Below are 20,459 nucleotides of genomic sequence, written 5' to 3'. Positions count from 1 at the left end.
TTAATAAAATCATAGTATCTATTTCAAAATACGTCGGTTTATAAGGCATTATCTATTCGGAAAACTTAAAATCTTGGCGATAAACCATTTATTCATACATGACGACTTTAAATAGGCCGCATTTATCATCACGTCGTTAAATCAATCTAAACAGTAAAATCAAACGCAAAACATCCGATATAACACTGGAGTCTAAAGACGCTAAATTAACACTAGTGCAAAGCTCAACAAACTCTTCTACCGCTAGCGAGTCACTTCACTATGCCAAATCTACTGTTCGCACTCAAGTTATAAAGTTGAATATCATAGACTTTATAACTTAAGTGTCGACTAAATCATGAAATCATGAATAAATTAGCTCAAGCGCTCAGAAATCCATGGTTCAACAGATGCTAATGCAGCGGCTAGATTTTCAGGTTGAGTACCGCCAGCTTGCGCCATATCAGGACGTCCACCACCTTTACCACCCACCTGCTGAGCAACCATTGCAACTAACTCACCCGCTTTAACTTGCTTAGTTAAGTCATTGCTCACACCCGCAATCAGGTTTACTTTGCCGTCTCTCGCGGTGCCAAGCACAATAATGGCTGATTTAAGCTTTTGCTTTAACTCATCTTGTAAACCGCGTAATGAACCAGGGTCTACACCTTCCATCATTTTAACCAGCACTTTCACGCCATTCACATCAATAGCATCACCGGCCATATCTGCACTTGCTGCAGCGGCTAACTTATCTTTAAGTTGCGATAAGTCTTTCTCAAGCTGTTTCACTTTATCAAGCTGGGCTTTTAACTTAGCCACCACTGATGCGTTGTCAGATTTTAGTAACTGCGCAGCTTCATCTAGCATAGCTTGTTGCTCGGCAACATAACTCATTGCCGCAGCACCGGTAACAGCTTCAATACGGCGAACGCCGGCAGCAATACCGCCTTCTGATGTGATTTTAAATAATCCAATATCACCTGTGCGGCCAACATGAGTACCACCACACAGCTCGATAGAGAAGTCGCCCATTGTGACTACGCGGACTTGGTCATCGTACTTTTCACCAAATAGCGCCATCGCGCCCTTTTCTTTGGCTTCATCAATGGCCATTTCAGCCGTTTTTAACTGATGGTTACGACGAATTTGAGTATTTACAAGATCTTCAATCGTTTTCAACTCAGATGGCTTAACGGCTTCAAAGTGTGAAAAGTCAAATCGTAAACGCTCTGGATTCACTAATGAGCCCTTTTGCGTCACGTGAGAGCCTAATACCTGACGCAGTGCAGCGTGCAATAAGTGAGTCACAGAATGGTTTAATTGAGTGCGGTGACGTAATTTTTTATCCACTTGCGCAGATAAGCTTTGGCCGACAACTAATTGTCCTTGAGCTAATTCACCTTGATGACCGGTAGCTTGACCAAATTTTTGAGTGTCGTTAACGGTAAATTCAATACCTTGTGTGCTTAACACACCTTTGTCACCAACCTGCCCGCCTGACTCAGCATAAAATGGGGTATTGGCTAACACAACAATGGCTTTTTGACCCGCGGCGACGCTTTCTACCGCTTTGCCATCAACATATAACCCTGTCACAGTCGACTCACCTGTTAACTCGCTATATCCACAAAATTGGGTTTCAGCATCAATGATTAAATTGCTGTTGTAATCTGCACCAAAGTTACCCGCCGCTTGTGCACGGCTTCTTTGTTCGGCCATTGCGGCTTCAAAGCCGGCTTCATCAACATTAATGTCACGTTCGCGACAAACATCAGCGGTCAAGTCAACAGGGAAACCATAAGTGTCATACAATTTAAAGACGGTTTCACCGTCTAAGGTGTCGCCTTTAAGACCGTTTAACGCGCCATCTAGAATAACCAAGCCACGCTCAAGGGTGCGGGCAAATTGCTCTTCTTCGGCTTTTAATGCTTTTTCAACGATAGCTTGCATGGCTTTTAAGCCGTTAGCTGCATCGCCCATCACGCTAATGAGCGTCGGCACTAACTTGTAGAAAAATGCATCGTTAGCACCTAACTTATTACCATGACGTACTGCGCGGCGAATAATACGACGTAGTACATATCCGCGACCTTCGTTTGATGGCATAACACCGTCAGCAACCAAAAATGCACATGAACGGATATGGTCAGCAATAACGCGTAGTGATTTATTTTCTAAATCAGATACGCCAATAATCTCTGCAGCTTTAGCAATTAATTGCTTAAAGATATCGATCTCGTAGTTTGAATGTACACCTTGCATAATGGCAGCAATACGCTCAATCCCCATACCGGTATCCACAGAAGGCTTAGGTAAAGGCAGCATTTCACCGTCGGCTTGACGGTTATATTGCATAAATACGATGTTCCAAATTTCAATAAAACGATCGCCATCTTCTTCAGGAGTACCAGGACGGCCTCCCCAGATGTGATCGCCATGATCATAGAAAATTTCACTGCATGGACCACAAGGACCGGTATCACCCATCTGCCAGAAGTTATCTGATGCGTAAGCTGCACCTTTATTGTCACCAATACGGATCATGTTTTCAGGAGCAATACCAATTTTTTGAGTCCAGATATCATACGCTTCATCGTCTGTTTCATAGATAGTGACGCATAGACGCTCTTTTGGCAGTTTTAGGGTTTCAGTTAAAAAGGTCCATGCAAAACGAATGGCGTCTTCTTTAAAGTAATCACCAAAACTGAAGTTACCTAGCATTTCAAAAAAAGTGTGGTGACGTGCGGTATAACCCACGTTATCTAAATCATTGTGCTTACCACCTGCGCGCACACAGCGCTGAGATGTGGTTGCGCGTGTGTAATTACGCTTGTCCATGCCTAGGAACACATCTTTAAACTGGTTCATACCCGCATTGGTAAATAACAGTGTTGGGTCGTTAGTGGGAACGAGTGAGCTGCTATCAACAACCTGATGTCCGTTATCTTCAAAATACTTTAAAAAAGCACTTCTTAACTCTGCTGTAGTCTGAAACATGAAATGGCCCTGAAATAGAAGAATACAAAAATACCCAGCTTGACACGCAAGCCAGTAAATGAAGGCATTATATACTGAATTTAAGGGAATAAGCGAGACGAGTAAACCGATTATCATCTGAGCAAAAAACGATAATTGCTCAATAGTTTTATCGCATAAATGCCGCAATAGCGCGATTATTAGCATCAACAATGTTATTAAGGAGGCTTATTAGAGATGACTTGAGTCATCTTAAGGCGTTAGCGCTTTATATCTAACGTGTAGGGATCATAGCTAAAGACATAAGCAAGATGTTCAAACTAACACTTTGCCCAATGAGAAGACGAATACCAAGGGATTTTTCTTTGTTATTATCTACAGTTAATAGGCCGTATTTTTTGTGGCTTTTGATATACACGGCTCAAACCAATCACAATCGCGTTATTAATGGCGGTTTCATTGTCTCTTTAGCCAAACCTTTTTTAACCAAACCTCTTTGAGCCAAAGCTTGCTAGGTTCGCGCACTTCCATGGCCTTTATTGATGTGATTATTAGTCAAACTAACGGCATAATGTTAGTCGTTTAAATAGCAGTGTGCTTTGCCAGATCTGGGCTTGCTCTATTTCTTGCTCATCAAAATGATGTAACTTTTGCCTGGTTCCAAAACAAAAAAGTCGCGGCGCGTAACAAACGCAACCACGACTTTTCAGCTGATGGGTTTATATACTAGGCAAGCCTAGATTAAAAAACTTCGCCCGTTTCTAAATCAATGTTTTCATCACCATCATCAGCATTTGCTAAACTGCTGCCGCTTGCTAACAATAACGAGCGCAGTGTGGTGTCAATTTCATTAGCGATTGCTGGATTTTCAATTAGGTATTTACCGGCGTTAGCACGACCTTGACCAATTTTGTCACCTTTATAGCTGTACCATGCACCGGCTTTGTCCACTATTTTATGCTGTACACCTAAATCAACTAACTCACCGGTACGATTAATCCCTTGACCATAAAGAATTTGGAATTCAGCTTGCTTAAATGGTGCTGCAATTTTGTTTTTAACCACTTTAACGCGAGTTTCGTTACCCACCACTTCATCACCGTCTTTCACAGCACCGGTACGGCGAATATCTAAACGAACTGATAGCTGCTAAGCCCATATGTGAATCACCGATTTCACCTTCGATTTCAGCTTTAGGTGTTAATGCTGCTACCGAGTCAACAATGATCACGTCAACGGCGCCTGAGCGTGTTAATGCATCACAAATTTCAAGCGCTTGTTCACCCGTGTCTGGCTGAGAACAAAGTAAGTTATCAATATCAACGCCAAGCTTTTTAGCGTAGATAGGGTCGAGTGCATGCTTGTGCCGCAGCAATAACCTCAAGCGTTAATGTGGTTTTACCTGACGATTCTGGTCCGTAGATTTCAACGATACGGCCCATTGGTAAACCACCAGCACCCAACGCGACGTCTAATGAAAGTGAACCGGTAGAGATAGTTTCAACATCCATTGTGCGGTCTTCGCCCAATTTCATAATTGAGCCTTTACCAAATTGCTTTTCAATTTGGCCTAAAACGGCGGCTAGTGCTTTCTCTTTGTTTGGATCAACCTTCATTGTAAAACCCTCTTAAGGCATTCAATACGTTTAGTAAAATGCGTTTTGTATTTAGGTGAAATGTTGTAACTCATCTCAATATGTTCATCAGTATACTGTATAGTCATACAGTATCAAGTGCTGATGGTAATTTTTTTTATTTCAAGTTAATTTGCCTTTTGACATCAACATTTTACCCAACCGGCAATTTTTATTATGAATTGATTTATACCCCGAAGATAAAAATTGTTAAGATTAACGCCATAAAGTTTCGTGCCCCAAGATTGATAGAGTGAAGAGTCCATAATGACTGTAATTGATACCAGCGATTTAGAAAAACATACCCCGATGATGCGACAATATTTGAGCTTAAAAGCCGCTCATGCTGAGATGTTGCTGTTCTATCGAATGGGAGATTTTTACGAGTTATTTTATGATGATGCCAAAAAAGCCTCTGAACTGCTGGGTATTTCATTAACCGCTCGAGGTAAAAGTGGTGGCGACCCAATCCCAATGGCCGGTATTCCTTACCATGCCGTTGAAGGCTATTTAGCTAAATTGGTTCAAATCGGTCAGTCTGTGGCTATTTGTGAACAAATTGGCGACCCAGCGACTTCAAAAGGCCCAGTTGAGCGTCAAGTTGTGCGCATTGTTACCCCTGGCACATTAACCGATGAAGCACTATTACAAGAAAAACAAGACAACCTACTTGCCGCGCTTTATCAAGGTAAAAGTGGTTTTGGCTATGCCACACTGGATATCTCATCTGGACGTTTTGTCATTGCCGAGCTGCCAACACGCGAAGCATTAGAAGCCGAGTTGCAACGCACCCACCCAGCTGAGTTACTGTACAGCGAAGATTTTACCGACATGTTATTAATCAATCACATGAAAGGTATTCGCCGCCGACCTGAATGGGAGTTTGATTACGACACCTGCGTCAATTTATTGCTCAACCAATTTGGCACCAAAGATTTACATGGCTTTGGCATAAGCGATGCGCGATTAGCATTACAAGCTGCAGGCTGTTTAATGCAATATGTTAAAGACACCCAAAAAATGGCCTTGCCGCACATCAATTCAATTGTGCGCTTTAATCAATCTGAATCAATTATTTTAGATGCTGCGACGCGTCGTAATTTAGAATTAACTCAAAATTTATCAGGTGGACGCGACAACACCCTTGCTTGGGTACTCGATAATACGGCAACGCCTATGGGCAGCCGCATGCTGCAGCGCTGGATCCACGAACCACTTCGCGATCGCCAAGCTGTTCAATTACGCCACGGTGCGGTCAATGAGTTAATTGAAAACGACCTTTACCATACTCTGCATGAGCAACTAAAAAGCTTGGGCGATATTGAACGAATTATGGCTCGTCTCGCCCTGCGCAGCGCCAGACCACGCGATTTTTCACGCTTAAAGCAAGCGTTAGCATTATTGCCCTCTGTTCAGCAAACATTGTCTCAATGCCAACAACCACAAATGATGACATTAGCGACGCAGTTGGGCGAGTTTCCTGAGCAGCACGACCTACTCGAGCGCGCGATTGTCGATAACCCGCCGATGTTAATTCGCGATGGCGGTGTAATTAAAAGCGGTTACCATGCCGAGTTAGATGAGTGGCGGAAATTGAGCGAAGGCGCGAGTGATTATTTGGTTGAACTAGAAGCCCGCGAAAAACTGCAAACAGGTATCAGTACCCTAAAAGTGGGCTATAACCGCGTGCATGGTTATTACATTGAAGTCAGCCGCTTACAAGCTGATAAAGTGCCTTTAAGCTACCAACGTCGCCAAACATTAAAAGGCACAGAGCGCTACATCACTCCAGAGCTTAAAGAGTATGAAGAAAAAGTGCTTTCGAGCCAAGGTAAAGCGCTCGCGTTAGAAAAACAGTTATGGGAACAATTATTTGATTTACTGTTACCTAAATTGCAAGAGTTACAAAGTTTTGCAACCGCTGCCGCGCAGTTAGATGTTTTGAGCAATTTTGCTGAGCGTGCAGAAACGCTCAATTATCAATGCCCACAGATGACAAACGATATCGGAATTCATATCGATGCAGGTCGTCACCCTGTCGTTGAACAGGTCAGTCAATCCGCCTTTATTGCCAACCCTGTAAGCCTAACCCCACAACGTAAAATGTTAATTGTGACCGGTCCTAATATGGGCGGTAAGTCGACTTACATGCGTCAAGTAGCACTTATCACCTTAATGGCGCACATTGGTTGTTTTGTGCCTGCTGATGCTGCACAAATTGGCGAAATCGATCGAATATTTACTCGTATTGGCGCATCTGACGATCTAGCATCGGGTCGCTCAACCTTTATGGTCGAGATGACCGAAACCGCCAATATTTTGCATAATGCCACCGCCAATAGCTTAGTGTTAATGGATGAAATTGGCCGAGGAACCTCAACCTATGATGGTTTATCGCTAGCATGGTCTGCTGCAGAATATCTTGCCAAACAAGTCAGTGCTTTGACCTTATTTGCGACCCATTATTTTGAGCTCACCCAATTACCTGAAATATTACCCGCGGTAGTGAATGTTCACTTAGATGCGATTGAGCATGACGATACCATTGCCTTTATGCATGCGGTTCAAGAGGGCGCTGCCAGTAAGAGTTATGGTTTACAAGTTGCCGCATTAGCCGGTGTACCAAATCAAGTCATTAAGGCTGCCAAGCATAAGCTGCATCAACTCGAAAATCGCGATATAACAGCTGCAGAACAAGCACCAAGTCAGGTGAGCATGAATTTACTTGCGCCGATGCCGGAACCTTTGCCTGCCATGGATAAGCTAGCACAAATAAACCCTGATGATTTTACACCTAAGCAGGCATTGGACTTATTGTATGAGCTAAAAAAACTAGCCAATTAAGCGTAAAATTGTAAGCAATAAAAAAGGACACGCCAATGTGTCCTTATAGTGTTCATATCATAGTGCGGCTTAGCTTAGCCGCACACTTTTGCTAGCTAGTCTCTAGTCTCTAGTCTCTAGTCTCTAAATAATGCTTCCACTGATAACCCTTGCGATCCAAGTAGATCTTTTAATCGTTTAAGCGCTTCTACCTGAATTTGACGAACACGCTCACGGGTTAAACCAATTTCAGCACCGACATTTTCAAGTGTTGATGGCTCATAACCCAATAAACCAAAGCGCCTTGCCAATACTTCACGTTGCTTAGTGTTGAGCTCGTTTAACCAACCTACAATAGAGTTTGATAAGTCTTCGTTTTGTACGCGATGATCTGGCCCTACCGAGTCATCATCGGCAATCACGTCTAATAACGCTTTTTCGTTTTCGCCGCCAAGCGGTGAGTCAACTGAAGTAATTTTCTCATTCAGTTTAAGCATACGGCTAACATCACCGGTTGATACATCAAGCTTTTCAGCGATTTCTTCTGCTGTGGGTTCGTGGTCCAGTTTTTGCGCCAGCTGTCTTGCTGTACGCAAATACACATTTAATTCTTTCACCACGTGAATAGGAAGTCTAATTGTGCGTGTTTGATTCATAATCGCACGTTCAATGGTTTGTCTGATCCACCAAGTCGCATAAGTTGAAAAACGGAAACCGCGTTCAGGATCAAATTTTTCTACCGCTCTGATCAGGCCTAAATTGCCTTCTTCGATAAGATCAAGCAATGCCAAACCACGATTGTTGTATCTTCGGGAAATTTTAACAACGAGACGCAAATTACTTTCGATCATGCGGTTGCGAGATTTTTCGCAGCCTTTAAGAGATTTACGTGAAAAATAGACTTCTTCTTCAGCTGTTAGCAGCGGAGAAAAACCAATTTCACCTAAATATAGTTGAGTGGCGTCGAGATTTTTTTGAAGATCATCTTGGACCTTTTCTTCGATATCGAGTTGCTGCACCAAATCGCCATTATTGGCTGCAACCTCTTGTGGTTGTTTAGCTAGATCGACAAGTTGTTCTGCTGAAGCAGTACTTTTTTTGCGGCTCATAATTGCTCTCCCAAACCTAATTTTGTGGTATGTAATCTACTGCACTCGCCTATCCTCCGTTATTTATGTTGCTAAACTATTACTGTTTAGGTAGATATCGTAATGGGTTTACTGACTTACCGTGATAACGTACTTCAAAATGAAGCATGACTTGGTTTGTCCCGGTACTGCCCATTTTTGCAACTGTTTGCCCTGCGCTAACATATTGCTTTTCTTTAACCATTATCGTGTCTGTATGAGCATAAGCACTTAAAAAATCATCATTATGTTTAATAATCACTAAGTTGCCATATCCCCGTAACGCATTGCCCGCGTACACGACCCTTCCATCAGCAGCGGCTTTAATAATATCACCGCGATTACCAGCAATTTTAATACCTTGATTGCCTTGTTCCGATGTCGAAAAATATCCAATAATTCGACCTCTCACTGGCCAATGCCATTGCTGAACTTGTTTTGGCAAGTTGGCGGTGGCACCGATTGCACTTTGGTTAACATTTTGTTGGGTAGTTGTTACAGAATACGCAGGCTTTTTATTGTGATCAAGATCTTTTTTCGTTCTGTTTAAAACAGGCGCTGCACTTGAGTTTGCCGAAGAGTTTGAAACGATTGTTTTATTTTCAGAACGGCTGGGGGGTGTAGAATAAGGTACCGTGGCAGCATTTGTTTGCACTGCAGGCACATAAGATTGTGAAGATTTTTGGCTCGACGATACTGTTTTCTTTGCCAAGACCAAATTAAGCATTTGCCCTGGATAAATCGTATAAGGGGCTTGTAAATTATTCTCACGCGCCAGCTCAACAAAATTACGCCCAGCACCCCACGCTATCGAATACAGGGTATCGCCCTTCTTGACCTGGTATTGATGGCTTTTTAACGAACCTTTGTGGTAACGAGGAGCATATTGACTTGATGATAAACTATCAACCGGCGCAGGACGATCAGCTTGAAAACTACATCCTGTCAGCATAATTGCTAAGACCAAACAATTTGGCCAACCGGTTTTCATCAAACTAAGTCCTTTAGGAAATACACAAGAATAAGGTGAAAGTGTGAGCTAGCACGTTTAACACTAAGCAATACCTTGCAACAAGCTTTGATACAACACAACAAAAAAGACGTTTCACTAAGTTTTTAGTGTTATTTTTTGTTTTAACACAGTGTTATTACTTACTTAGATAGTCATAAACTCTACTTTACATATCATCGCCACAACTCACGAGTAATGGCTTTAAACAACAATTAACCTAACAATGTTACGCTAAATCACCATTGATTAATGGCACAAATTTAACGGCTTCTACTATTTCGGAGTGAAACTCATGCCCTGTACGCGTAATCTTAAGCAGCTGCTGAGTATCCTCACCTACTGGAATAATTAATACGCCGTTATCAGCTAACTGCTCAAGCAAGGCTTGAGGCACAGACGCAGCCGCTGCAGTCACCATGATGCCATCAAAAGGGCCACGATTAGGCCACCCCTGCCAGCCGTCACCATATTTAAACGATACATTGTGCAAGTCTAAGCGTTTTAATCGTTGCCTAGCTTGAATTTGCAACGCTTTTATTCGCTCTATAGTACACAGCTCAGGAATGAGTGACGCCAGTACTGCAGCTTGATATCCCGAGCCAGTGCCAATTTCGAGTACTTTTTGCGGATTGTGTTGCAAGAGCAATTCGGTCATACGCGCTACGATATAAGGCTGCGAAATCGTTTGCCCCTGGCCTATCGGTAACGCAGTATTTTCATAGGCTTTATGTGCTAATGCACCGTCAAGAAATAACTCTCGCGGCGTGGTGGCCACCGCTTGTAATACTGCTGGGTGGCGGATGCCTGCATCAGACAATTTTTTTGCTAAATTCACTGCTGATGTTGATGCAACGTGGGTCATATTTTTGTTATCCACTCAGCTAATCCGTTTAATTGATTGTAAGCTGTTAAGTCTACGGTTAAAGGCGTGATTGAGACATAACCTGCTGCTATTGCGCCAAAATCGGTACCTTCGCCAGCATCTTGCTCACTGCCCACCGGGCCAAGCCAGTAGATGTCTCTGCCAGCAGGGTCTTGGGTTTTAATCATACCCTCGGCTTTATGCCTTGCTCCTAAACGTGTCACTTTAATGCCTTTAATTTGTTCTAAAGGCAAATCAGGTACATTTACATTTAAAATTTGATCGCTATTAACGGGGTGTGCCAGCAAGCCCTTAACTATTTTTGCAGCATAAATCGCTGCACTGTCATAATGAGTTAACGATTTACCGACTAACGAAATTGCGATAGCGGGTAAGCCTAAAAAGCGCCCTTCCATCGCCGCGGCCACGGTACCAGAATACAAAGTATCATCCCCCATATTCGCTCCAGCATTAATACCAGAAACCACAATATCAGGCTCATGCTGACATAACTGTCTAATGGCTAAATGGACACAGTCAGTAGGTGTACCATTGACTGAAATATAACCATTATCTAAGTTATTAATTCTTAATGGATTAGTCAAGGTTAAAGAGTTGCTCGCCCCAGAACAGTTTCGGTCAGGCGCGACAGTCAACACTTGAGCAAACTCACTCAACGCTTGAGTTAACGCGATAATGCCAGGAGCATGAACGCCATCATCATTACTGACCAAAATATTTATCATCGTTATGACTCTTTTTGAGAGGTTGATTCAGATTGTGCTAAACGTTGTGCTTGTTGCTCAGCTATCATGACTTTTCTTTGTTGTTCTTGGACATCTTGATAGTTAGCAAGTTCGCGCAGTACCGAGGTAGCATAACTGCCAGCGGGCAACATAAACTCAAGCGTAAGGACATCTGCGTCAAAGTGCCATTTCATTCCTTGAGGCTCAAGCAACAAAGGCCGTCTTTCTTGTGATAAACCAGCATTTTCAAGCCCAGATAAATCGTCTGAATAATCTGTTAATGGCGTCATTTCTAGCTCAAAAGCAGCATCTTTTGCCAGTGGGTTACCGCGGCCCCAAAGTGGTGCAGATAATTGGATGTCTTTTTCAGCTAAGCGTTTATTAAGCACATCGTCCCAGGCATCGACGGTAAAATAGCTTTTACTGCCCGCAAGCATCACACAATCACCCACTATCGTTTGTGTTTGATGTGTGGCTAAACGGTGTGATACCACGAGGTTAAATATGTTTGAGCGCACAGCTGATAAATACATGCTGCGTTTGTTACGATCTTTAACATTACGGCCACCATTTAACATCTGGCGTCCCATCACTAAGTTTTTACCATCATGACCAAAGCGTTGTTCGCCAAAATAGTTTGGTACTCCGGCGGCGGCAATCTGCTGCAATCGAGATTCAACGTCAGCAACATCAGTAATATTGCGCAAGGTAAGGACAAAACGATTACCAAGCAGTGCACCAATTCGCAGTTTTTTGCTGTGACGACTACTTGATAGCACCGTGAGTTTATCGTTATTTAATTGAGTCCACTCGGGCGTTTCTTTGCCAGGAATACGTACACCAAACCACTGTTCAGTAACGGCATTTTTATCTTTTTGCCCAGCATAGGTCACTTCTTTGGGGTGCACTTTAGCAAACTTGGCAATCACTTCAGCGACATAGACGGTGTTCAAGCCATTTTTTTGGATATGCAGCATATGATGTTCACCTTCACCCGTAGGGGTAAAAGGCAAAATTTCTTTGACAATAAAATCACTATTGTGAGTTCGTAAATCGGCTTGGCTTGAAGGTTTACCTAACAGGTAATGTAATTCATTCATCTAACTAGCATTCTCTATGTGATTAACGCGATTGACTTACCATCAGTACGACAGCTTCTACAGCTATACCTTCTTTACGTCCGGTAAAACCCAGCTTTTCAGTGGTGGTCGCTTTGACATTTATATTGTCGAGTTCGGTTTGTAAATCGTCACTTAAACATTGACGTATTGCCTCAATATGTGGCGCCATCTTAGGAGCCTGGGCAATCACAGTGACATCAAGATTGCCAATGACAAACTGTTTCTCAACGGCCAATTGATAACAATGCTTTAAAAGCGCCCGGCTATCAGCCCCTGCAAAATTAACATCAGTGTCAGGAAAATGTTTGCCAATATCGCCTAATGCCATCGCCCCTAGAATAGCGTCGCTCACAGCATGTAAAACCACATCGCCATCAGAATGAGCAATTAACCCAGTGTCATAAGGAACAACAACACCACCTAAAATAAGTGGTTTATCGCCACCAAACTTATGTACATCAAAACCATGGCCAATACGTATATTCATGTTAATCCTTGCGGCGAAGTTATCTTTACAATGTGGTTATTGTGCTTGCGACATAAACAGTTGAGCAAGCTGTAAATCATCAGGGTGAGTGACTTTAATATTATCAACACGGCCTGTCACCAAGCCGGGCATAACACCTGCCCACTCCATTGCACTAGCCTCGTCGGTAATATTGACGTTAGCTTTAAGGGCATTAGCAAGGTTAGCCTGTAACGTGTCGATAGGAAAATATTGTGGCGTTAATGCATGCCATAATAATGCTCTTTCAACCGTATTAGTGATAATGCCACTGGCGTCACTGCGCTTCATGGTATCACGTACCGGAGCGGCTAAAATCGCCCCTTGAGGAAAGCGTGACTGTGATTCTAGCAGCTTATCGATATCGCTATGGCACAAACAAGGTCTGGCAGCATCGTGAACCAATGCCCAGGCTGTTGGGTTAATGGTCTTGGCCATGTTCAGGGCCGCCAATACAGAGTCTGCCCGTTCTCCCCCACCTATAACTTGGGTCAATTTAGGGTGTTTAGACTGGGCTAAATGCTGAAAGTACTGGTCTTGTGGATGAAGCGCGATAACCACTTGGGCGATCTGTGGGTGTGATAATAAAACATCGAGAGTGTGCGCTAAAATGGTTTGTTGGCCGAGTTGTAAATATTGCTTAGGTTTATCAGCCGCCATACGACTACCGATACCTGCAGCTGGCACAATCGCAATAATAGAATCAGAGTTGTTTTGCATAGTAGACCATTGTTATCGTTATTATGGCGTAGTTAAAGCGAATGATTTTATGGGTTAAACGGTTGTTGCTCGCGCAGCTCACTGCCCACCACGCGGTAAAAAGTCTCACCGTCTTTGACCATGCCAAGTTCGTTACGAGCACGCTCTTCAATGGCTTCGGTGCCACTTTTTAGATCGATGATTTCTTCTTTAAGGATTTGATTGCGGGCCACCAGCTTTTGGTTGCTTTGTTGCTGGGCGTCAATCTGGGCTTGCAGCACGACATACTCTGATAAATTGTTATCGCCTAGCCACAGCCGATATTGCAAAATTGCCAATAAACCTATCATTAATAATATTAGTCGTTTCATAATATCAAGTTACGCTGTATTAACCCCTAAAATGTCTGTTGGTTATAGTACAACAAAAAAGGCCACCGAGTGGTGGCCTTTTTAAACTAAAGCAAAAAATTATGCTTGACCTTTCACTTCTTTAAGGCCGTTAAATGGTGCTTTTGCACCTAACGCTTCTTCAATACGAAGTAATTGGTTGTATTTAGCAACACGGTCACTACGGCTTAATGAACCCGTTTTGATTTGGCCAGCAGCAGTACCGACAGCTAAATCAGCAATGGTTGAATCTTCAGTTTCGCCGCTACGGTGTGAAATCACTGCGGTAAAGCCAGCATCTTTAGCCATTTTAATTGCAGCCAAGGTTTCAGTTAATGAACCAATTTGGTTGAATTTAATTAGGATAGAGTTTGCAATACCGTTGTCGATACCACGCTTAAGGATTTTTGTGTTGGTGACGAATAAATCGTCGCCAACTAACTGAATTTTGTCACCTAACAATTTAGTTTGATGCGCAAAACCATCCCAATCTGATTCGTCTAGACCATCTTCAATCGATACGATTGGGTACTGGTTAGCAAGATCAGCTAAGAAGTGGTTAAACTCTTCTGAAGTGAACTTTTTTCCCTCACCTTTTAGGTGATAAATATTGGCTTCTTTGTCGTAGAATTCAGATGCTGCACAGTCTAGTGCTAAGGTAATGTCTTTACCTAGCTCGTAACCGGCATTAGCTACAGCGACTTTAATTGCCGCTAGTGCTGCTGCATTTGACTCAAGGTTTGGTGCAAAACCACCTTCATCACCAACGGCTGTTGAGTGACCTTGTGCTTTTAATACTTTTGCTAAACTATGGAACACTTCAGCGCCCATACGTAATGCTTCACGGAAGTTTGGTGCGCCAACGGGTTGGATCATAAACTCTTGGATATCAACACTGTTGTCAGCATGCTCACCACCATTGATGATGTTCATCATAGGAAGTGGCATAGAGTAAACACCTGGTGTACCGTTTAAATCTGCAATGTGTGCGTATAAAGGCACGTTTTTAGCAGCTGCGGCCGCTTTAGCTGCTGCAAGAGAAACCGCTAGGATTGCGTTCGCCCCAAACTTAGCTTTGTTCTCTGTGCCGTCTAGATCAATCATGATTTGATCAAGTGCTGCCTGGTCTAATGCATCTTTACCTTTAAGGGCTTCTGCAATTGGACCGTTTACAGCGGCAACCGCTTTTAGTACACCTTTACCTAAATAACGTGCTTTGTCGCCGTCACGTAGTTCTAATGCTTCACGACTACCGGTTGATGCGCCAGAGGGTGCAGCAGCCATACCCACAAAACCGCCTTCTAAATGCACTTCTGCTTCTACGGTTGGGTTGCCACGCGAATCCATAATCTCGCGACCAATCACTTTAAGAATGTTAGCCATAATTTCCTCGTACTGTGTCAGTAAATTAAAAAATTTATATAAAAGTTAAAAGCCAATACCAATAAAACCACTATATTCGTTAAAGCTGTCGATTTATTGGTATTTAACTTTCAGTTTGGTAATTTTATTTTATCTGCGCTTAGGATAAATCGAATTGGATTTAGCTTCAACTTAGTTTTAACCACTGTAAGGCATCAGATTGACGATTATTTGATCTTACGCATACATCATAGACAAAAAAGCCGTTAATGCATCAACATTAACGGCTGTTTCAAATTTAGCTGATATCGCGTTTTTGGTACGCTGAAGAAGCAGCAATAAACCCTTCAAATAATGGATGACCATCACGCGGGGTTGAGGTGAATTCTGGGTGGAATTGACCAGCAACAAACCAAGGGTGATTTGGCAATTCGATCATTTCAATTAATTTACGGTCTGAAGACAAACCACTGAACACTAATCCGGCTTTTTCAAGACGCTCAATGTAGTTGTTGTTCACTTCATAGCGGTGACGGTGACGTTCAACACAACTTGTTGAGTTGTATGCCGTTGCTGCCTTAGTGCCTTCTTTTAAGTGACATAATTGTGCACCTAAACGCATTGTGCCACCTAAATCAGAAGACTCATGACGTTTTTCAACATCACCTTCTTCGTTAATCCACTCAGTGATTAAGCCAACCACAGGATGTGGAGAGTTAGGGTTAAACTCGGTTGAATGGGCATCTTCTAAGCCGGCCACATGTCGAGCAAACTCAATCAACGCCACTTGCATACCTAAACAAATGCCAAAATAAGGTAAGTTGTTTTCACGGGCAAATTGTGCAGCAAAGATTTTGCCTTCAACGCCACGCTCACCAAAGCCGCCCGGTACTAAAATACCGTCTAGGCCTTGCAACACTTCTTCACCTTTAGCTTCAACAGTTTGTGAATCAATGTACTTAATATTCACTGTCACACGGTTTTTTAAGCCCGCATGCTTTAATGCTTCGTTAACAGACTTATAAGCATCGGGTAGTTCGATGTATTTACCGACCATACCAATGGTGACTTCACCGTTTGGATTGGCTTCTTGATAAATAACATTTTCCCACTCAGATAAATCGGCTTCGTTACAATCTAAATGGAAACGCTTGATCACTAACTCATCTAACCCTTGTGAGCGTAATAACGCAGGGATTTTGTAGATGCTGTCGACGTCTTTTAGTGAAATAACTGCGCGTTCTTCTACGTTACAGAATAACGAGATTTTAGATTTTTCGTTGGCAGGAATTGCACGGTCGCCACGACAAACCAATACGTCTGGCGCGATACCAATTGAACGCAACTCTTTTACAGAATGCTGCGTTGGCTTGGTTTTGATTTCACCTGCAGCACCCAAAAATGGCACTAAAGTTAAATGCATAAATAATGTGCGGTCGCGTCCTAGCTCAGCACCAAGTTGACGAATAGACTCAAGGAAAGGCAATGATTCGATATCACCTACCGTACCACCAATCTCTACGATTGCGACGTCATGACCTTCGCCACCTTCAAGCACTTTTTCTTTAATCGCATTGGTAATATGCGGAATAACCTGAATGGTTGCACCTAAATAATCACCACGACGCTCTTTACGAAGTACTTCTTCATAAATACGGCCTGTAGTAAAGTTATTACGGCGGTTCATTTTAGTGCGAATGAAACGTTCATAGTGACCTAAGTCGAGGTCGGTTTCAGCGCCATCTTCAGTCACGAATACTTCACCGTGCTGAGTTGGGCTCATCGTACCTGGATCGACGTTAATGTATGGGTCCAGTTTCATAATGGTTACATTGAGGCCACGCGCCTCTAAAATTGCTGCTAGCGAAGCTGCTGCAATGCCTTTACCTAGTGATGAAACAACGCCACCAGTAACGAAGATATACCTTGTAGTCATGCTGAACCTGAGAAAATGTGTTGGAAAATACGTGCTTGTAAGAAAGCACTAGGACGGGGCGATAGTATATCAAAGCCACTTCGATTCGACAAACTTAAACACGCTAATTTTAGCTTAATTTGCCTTTTCGTCTTGCTTTACCTTGTCCCAGTAACCATCTAACTCACTTAATGTATGCTGTTCGATGGCTTTTCCGCTGTCGGCAACATAATGCTCAACGCCTCTAAATCTGCGCTCAAATTTGTTATTAGCTTGGCGAAGCGCTTGTTCTGGGTCGACCTTTAAATGCCTGGCTAAATTGACCACAGAAAATAATAAATCCCCCATCTCATCTTGAATATGATTTTGCGAGTAAGCTGGGTCGTCATGGCTTTTGTTTACCTCCACCAACACTTCATCGATTTCTTCGTGTATTTTGGCTACCACAGGTTCAAGTTCGGCCCAGTCAAAGCCGACTTTGGCTACCCGATGTTGAATTTTACGTGCGCGAGATAATGCCGGTAACGCTTGCGGAATATCGTCTAATGCTGAATGAAGCTGCTTTTGCTGACGCTCATTGGCTTTTAATGTGTCCCAGGCTTGGCTTAACTCTTGGGTATTGGTAATAGGATCACTGATTTGGCCATCAGCCTGCGCAAACACATGTGGATGGCGCCGGGTTAATTTATCGCTAATACGCTCGACAACCGTGGCAAAGTCAAACATGCCTTGCTCCTGGCCTAATTGACAATAAAACACCACTTGAAACAACAAATCGCCCAATTCATCGGGTAATTCCTGCCATGCTTTGCGCTCTATGGTATCGACCACCTCATAGGCTTCTTCTAGAGTAAAAGGCACTATGGTGGCAAAGTCTTGGGCAAGATCCCACGGGCACCCCGTTTGCGGATCGCGTAATTGCTTCATAATGTCCAATAGCGATTGAATGTTTGCCACCTTGTTTATCCTCTAAATTGAACGGCACTTTAATTAAAAAGGCACCTAGATTAAGGTGCCTTTACGCAGAGTATGTTATTAAATCTTACTGTTTTACAGCCTACGAGACTCAATCACACCGTCAACTTGCGATAATTTAGCAATGATGCGTGATAAACCATCGAGATTATAGAGCTCAAGTTCAAGCTCTACGGTTGCGGTTTGGGTTTTCACGTCCGATGATGAGCTCATGGCCATTACGTTCGACTTTTCAGCAGCCAGTACTGTGGTTAAGTCGCGTAATAAGCCACTGCGATCATGGGATAATACTCGTACTCGAATACGGTAACCACCAGAGTAGTTTTCGCCCCAAATCACATCGACACTGCGTTCAGGGTGTGCCCGCATTAACTCTTTAACCTGCTCGCAATCACTTCGGTGCACAGAAATACCACGACCCATGGTGATATAACCAAAAATCTCATCACCCGGTACCGGCTGACAACAACGGGCAATGTGGCTCATTAAGTTGCCCACACCGTTAACTTCAACCTGACCTTTACTAGATTTTTTCGGTTTGTTAGAGGCCTTTTTAAGAATGTCTTCAACTAAATCTTCGTCGGTATCTTCAACTTTTCGGACTTTGGTTTCGGTAAAGTTGACCACTTGGTTTAAGCGTAAATCTCCACCACCAATGGCCGCTAACATATCGTCCATAGTATTAAGGTTAAAACGTTCAACTGCCACAGTCGCATCTTTAATTTTTAAGCCAACGCGGGATAACTCTGACTCGAGCATTTCTTTACCGGCAGCAATATTTTTGTCGCGATCTTGCTGTTTAAACCAATGTTGAATTTTAGAGCGAGAACGAGACGACTTAATGTATCCCAAGTTAGGATTTAACCAATCGCGTTTTGGGTTAGGCGTTTTTGACGTAATAATTTCAATGCGCTCACCGGTTTCAACCTGGTAAGTAAACGGCACAATACGGCCATCCACTTTAGCACCAATACATTTATGCCCCACTTGTGAGTGAATGTAATAAGCAAAGTCGAGCACGGTAGAGCCTAAAGGTAAGTCGACAACCTCACCGTTAGGGGTAAATACATAAACTCGGTCTTCAAATACCTGACTGCGGACTTCATCTACCAAGTTGCCACTTTCGGCCACATCTTCTTGCCACTGTAAAATTTTACGTAGCCAGTTAATTTTTTCTTCGTAGCCGGTTTGTTTGGCGTTACCCGCACCTTCTTTGTACTTCCAGTGCGCAGCCACACCAAGTTCAGAATCTTGATGCATGGCTTCAGTACGAATTTGAATTTCGACGGTTTTGCCTTCAGGGCCCACCACGACGGTATGAATGGATTGATAACCGTTCGGTTTAGGGTTGGCGACGTAATCGTCAAACTCGCGCGGAATGTGGTGCCATAAATCATGCACAACGCCTAACGCGCCATAACAATCTTGTAAGCGTTCAGTCACGATGCGCACAGCTCTTACGTCAAATAATTCATCAAACTTAAGATCTTTGCCCTTCATTTTACGCCAAATGCTGTAAATATGTTTGGGGCGGCCATAGACTTTGGCGCGGATATCATCGTTATCTAACCGTTGCTGTAACTGGGTAACAAACTTGTCGATAAACACTTCACGGTCAACACGTTTACCATCAAGCTGTTTCGCGATGTCTTTATATACCATTGGGTGTAAGTAGCGGAACGAAATATCTTCAAGCTCCCATTTAAGCTGACCAATACCTAAACGGTTAGCTAAGGGGGCGTATATGTCGGCAATTTCACGGGCTAATAGCACCCGTGTTTCTTCATCGGCATTTTTCACCGCGCGCAATAAACACACGCGCTCGGCAAGTTTAATCACTACTGCGCGTACGTCTTCAACCATCGCCAGTAACATTTTACGAATATTGTCGATTTGTGGTTCGGCATCACGTGAGTTTTCGCTGACTTTAAGTGCGCCAATGGCATTCATGGTGACCACGCTGGCCACCAGCTTTGCTAAATTGTCGCCGTACTTTTCAGCTAATTGCTCATCACTTAACACGCCAGCTTCATGCATTAAAAACAACACGGCCGCTTGCAGGGTTTCAATGTCCATGTTCAGTGGCGCTAAAATTTCGATCATTTCACGGGCACGCGCAAGCAACTCGGTGTGCGCCAGTTTGTTTTTGACCGGTAAGGCCTCAACTTGCTGGATCAACGATAATAATATTTGAGCATCGTCTTTGTCGTCAATATAACGGGCGACCCACTCATCTAATTGGAATGCTTGCGTATTAAAATGTGCTTCGCGAACAGATACCATGAACCCTTCCTTAGCCGCATGACCGACTGATACCCACCTTCACTTCAC

14 protein-coding genes and 1 pseudogene are annotated in these 20,459 nt (G+C 43.2%); 1 reads left to right on the top strand and 14 read right to left on the bottom strand.

The features are described from left to right. Window positions 1-354: 354 nt before the first annotated feature. Window positions 355-2,979, bottom strand: a complete 2,625-nt coding sequence (gene alaS / locus IEY48_RS03720; RefSeq protein ID WP_188917394.1) for an alanine--tRNA ligase — start codon at window positions 2,977-2,979, stop codon at window positions 355-357. Between the two features lie 720 nt (window positions 2,980-3,699). Beyond that, window positions 3,700-4,574: pseudogene (locus IEY48_RS03715) on the bottom strand (recombinase RecA). A 285-nt stretch (window positions 4,575-4,859) separates the two neighbouring features. Between IEY48_RS03715 and mutS the strand changes: the two are divergent. After that, on the top strand, window positions 4,860-7,436 hold the full coding sequence (gene mutS / locus IEY48_RS03710; RefSeq protein ID WP_188917392.1) for a DNA mismatch repair protein MutS: 2,577 nt from the start codon (window positions 4,860-4,862) through the stop codon (window positions 7,434-7,436). 116 nt (window positions 7,437-7,552) lie between these two features. On the opposite strand, the gene rpoS is transcribed toward mutS, so the two are convergent. The 12 genes from rpoS to relA all read right to left on the bottom strand — a co-directional run bounded on the left by rpoS (window position 7,553) and on the right by relA (window position 20,411). Next, window positions 7,553-8,524 (bottom strand): RNA polymerase sigma factor RpoS, encoded by a 972-nt coding sequence (gene rpoS, locus IEY48_RS03705; RefSeq protein ID WP_188917390.1) that lies wholly within the window; start codon window positions 8,522-8,524, stop codon window positions 7,553-7,555. Window positions 8,525-8,603: 79 nt separating this feature from the next. Then, entirely contained in the window at window positions 8,604-9,536 is a 933-nt protein-coding gene (locus IEY48_RS03700; protein ID WP_373293690.1) for a peptidoglycan DD-metalloendopeptidase family protein, read from the bottom strand. Window positions 9,537-9,780: 244 nt separating this feature from the next. Continuing rightward, on the bottom strand, window positions 9,781-10,416 hold the full coding sequence (locus tag IEY48_RS03695) for a protein-L-isoaspartate(D-aspartate) O-methyltransferase (protein ID WP_188917456.1): 636 nt from the start codon (window positions 10,414-10,416) through the stop codon (window positions 9,781-9,783). After that, on the bottom strand, window positions 10,413-11,162 hold the full coding sequence (gene surE / locus IEY48_RS03690) for a 5'/3'-nucleotidase SurE (protein ID WP_188917386.1): 750 nt from the start codon (window positions 11,160-11,162) through the stop codon (window positions 10,413-10,415). Before surE ends, IEY48_RS03695 begins: the two co-directional genes overlap by 4 nt. 2 nt (window positions 11,163-11,164) lie before the next feature. After that, complete coding sequence (gene truD, locus IEY48_RS03685; protein ID WP_188917384.1) at window positions 11,165-12,262, bottom strand: tRNA pseudouridine(13) synthase TruD; 1,098 nt, start codon at window positions 12,260-12,262, stop codon at window positions 11,165-11,167. A gap of 22 nt (window positions 12,263-12,284) precedes the next feature. After that, window positions 12,285-12,770, bottom strand: coding sequence for a 2-C-methyl-D-erythritol 2,4-cyclodiphosphate synthase (ispF, locus tag IEY48_RS03680; RefSeq protein WP_188917382.1), 486 nt, complete (start codon window positions 12,768-12,770; stop codon window positions 12,285-12,287). A gap of 36 nt (window positions 12,771-12,806) precedes the next feature. Next, on the bottom strand, window positions 12,807-13,508 hold the full coding sequence (gene ispD / locus IEY48_RS03675; RefSeq protein ID WP_188917380.1) for a 2-C-methyl-D-erythritol 4-phosphate cytidylyltransferase: 702 nt from the start codon (window positions 13,506-13,508) through the stop codon (window positions 12,807-12,809). Window positions 13,509-13,555: 47 nt separating this feature from the next. Next, window positions 13,556-13,858, bottom strand: coding sequence for a cell division protein FtsB (gene ftsB, locus IEY48_RS03670; protein ID WP_188917378.1), 303 nt, complete (start codon window positions 13,856-13,858; stop codon window positions 13,556-13,558). Between the two features lie 99 nt (window positions 13,859-13,957). Continuing rightward, window positions 13,958-15,259 carry a phosphopyruvate hydratase gene (gene eno, locus IEY48_RS03665; RefSeq protein WP_188917376.1) on the bottom strand — a complete coding sequence of 434 codons (1,302 nt, stop codon included), beginning with the start codon at window positions 15,257-15,259 and terminating at the stop codon, window positions 13,958-13,960. 277 nt (window positions 15,260-15,536) lie between these two features. Next, on the bottom strand, window positions 15,537-17,174 hold the full coding sequence (gene pyrG, locus IEY48_RS03660) for a CTP synthase (RefSeq protein ID WP_188917375.1): 1,638 nt from the start codon (window positions 17,172-17,174) through the stop codon (window positions 15,537-15,539). 114 nt (window positions 17,175-17,288) lie between these two features. Further along, window positions 17,289-18,110 (bottom strand): nucleoside triphosphate pyrophosphohydrolase, encoded by an 822-nt coding sequence (gene mazG / locus IEY48_RS03655; protein ID WP_188917373.1) that lies wholly within the window; start codon window positions 18,108-18,110, stop codon window positions 17,289-17,291. A 93-nt stretch (window positions 18,111-18,203) separates the two neighbouring features. Further along, a complete protein-coding gene (gene relA, locus IEY48_RS03650; protein WP_188917371.1) occupies window positions 18,204-20,411 on the bottom strand; it encodes a GTP diphosphokinase in 2,208 nt (735 codons plus the stop codon). Window positions 20,412-20,459 lie beyond the last annotated feature (48 nt).

Origin of the sequence: Shewanella saliphila, from assembly GCF_014648295.1 — a bacterium.
GTDB classification, from domain to species: domain Bacteria; phylum Pseudomonadota; class Gammaproteobacteria; order Enterobacterales; family Shewanellaceae; genus Shewanella; species Shewanella saliphila.
This window is presented reverse-complemented; position numbering and strand designations above follow the sequence as displayed.

Coding starts and splice junctions, on each gene's coding strand:
- alaS (WP_188917394.1), bottom strand. CDS start 2,979: ATGTTTCAGACTACAGCAGAGTTAAGAAGTGCTTTTTTAAAGTATTTT.
- mutS (WP_188917392.1), top strand. CDS start 4,860: ATGACTGTAATTGATACCAGCGATTTAGAAAAACATACCCCGATGATG.
- rpoS (WP_188917390.1), bottom strand. CDS start 8,524: ATGAGCCGCAAAAAAAGTACTGCTTCAGCAGAACAACTTGTCGATCTA.
- IEY48_RS03695 (WP_188917456.1), bottom strand. CDS start 10,416: ATGACCCACGTTGCATCAACATCAGCAGTGAATTTAGCAAAAAAATTG.
- surE (WP_188917386.1), bottom strand. CDS start 11,162: ATGATAAATATTTTGGTCAGTAATGATGATGGCGTTCATGCTCCTGGC.
- truD (WP_188917384.1), bottom strand. CDS start 12,262: ATGAATGAATTACATTACCTGTTAGGTAAACCTTCAAGCCAAGCCGAT.
- ispF (WP_188917382.1), bottom strand. CDS start 12,770: ATGAATATACGTATTGGCCATGGTTTTGATGTACATAAGTTTGGTGGC.
- ispD (WP_188917380.1), bottom strand. CDS start 13,508: ATGCAAAACAACTCTGATTCTATTATTGCGATTGTGCCAGCTGCAGGT.
- ftsB (WP_188917378.1), bottom strand. CDS start 13,858: ATGAAACGACTAATATTATTAATGATAGGTTTATTGGCAATTTTGCAA.
- eno (WP_188917376.1), bottom strand. CDS start 15,259: ATGGCTAACATTCTTAAAGTGATTGGTCGCGAGATTATGGATTCGCGT.
- pyrG (WP_188917375.1), bottom strand. CDS start 17,174: ATGACTACAAGGTATATCTTCGTTACTGGTGGCGTTGTTTCATCACTA.
- relA (WP_188917371.1), bottom strand. CDS start 20,411: ATGGTATCTGTTCGCGAAGCACATTTTAATACGCAAGCATTCCAATTA.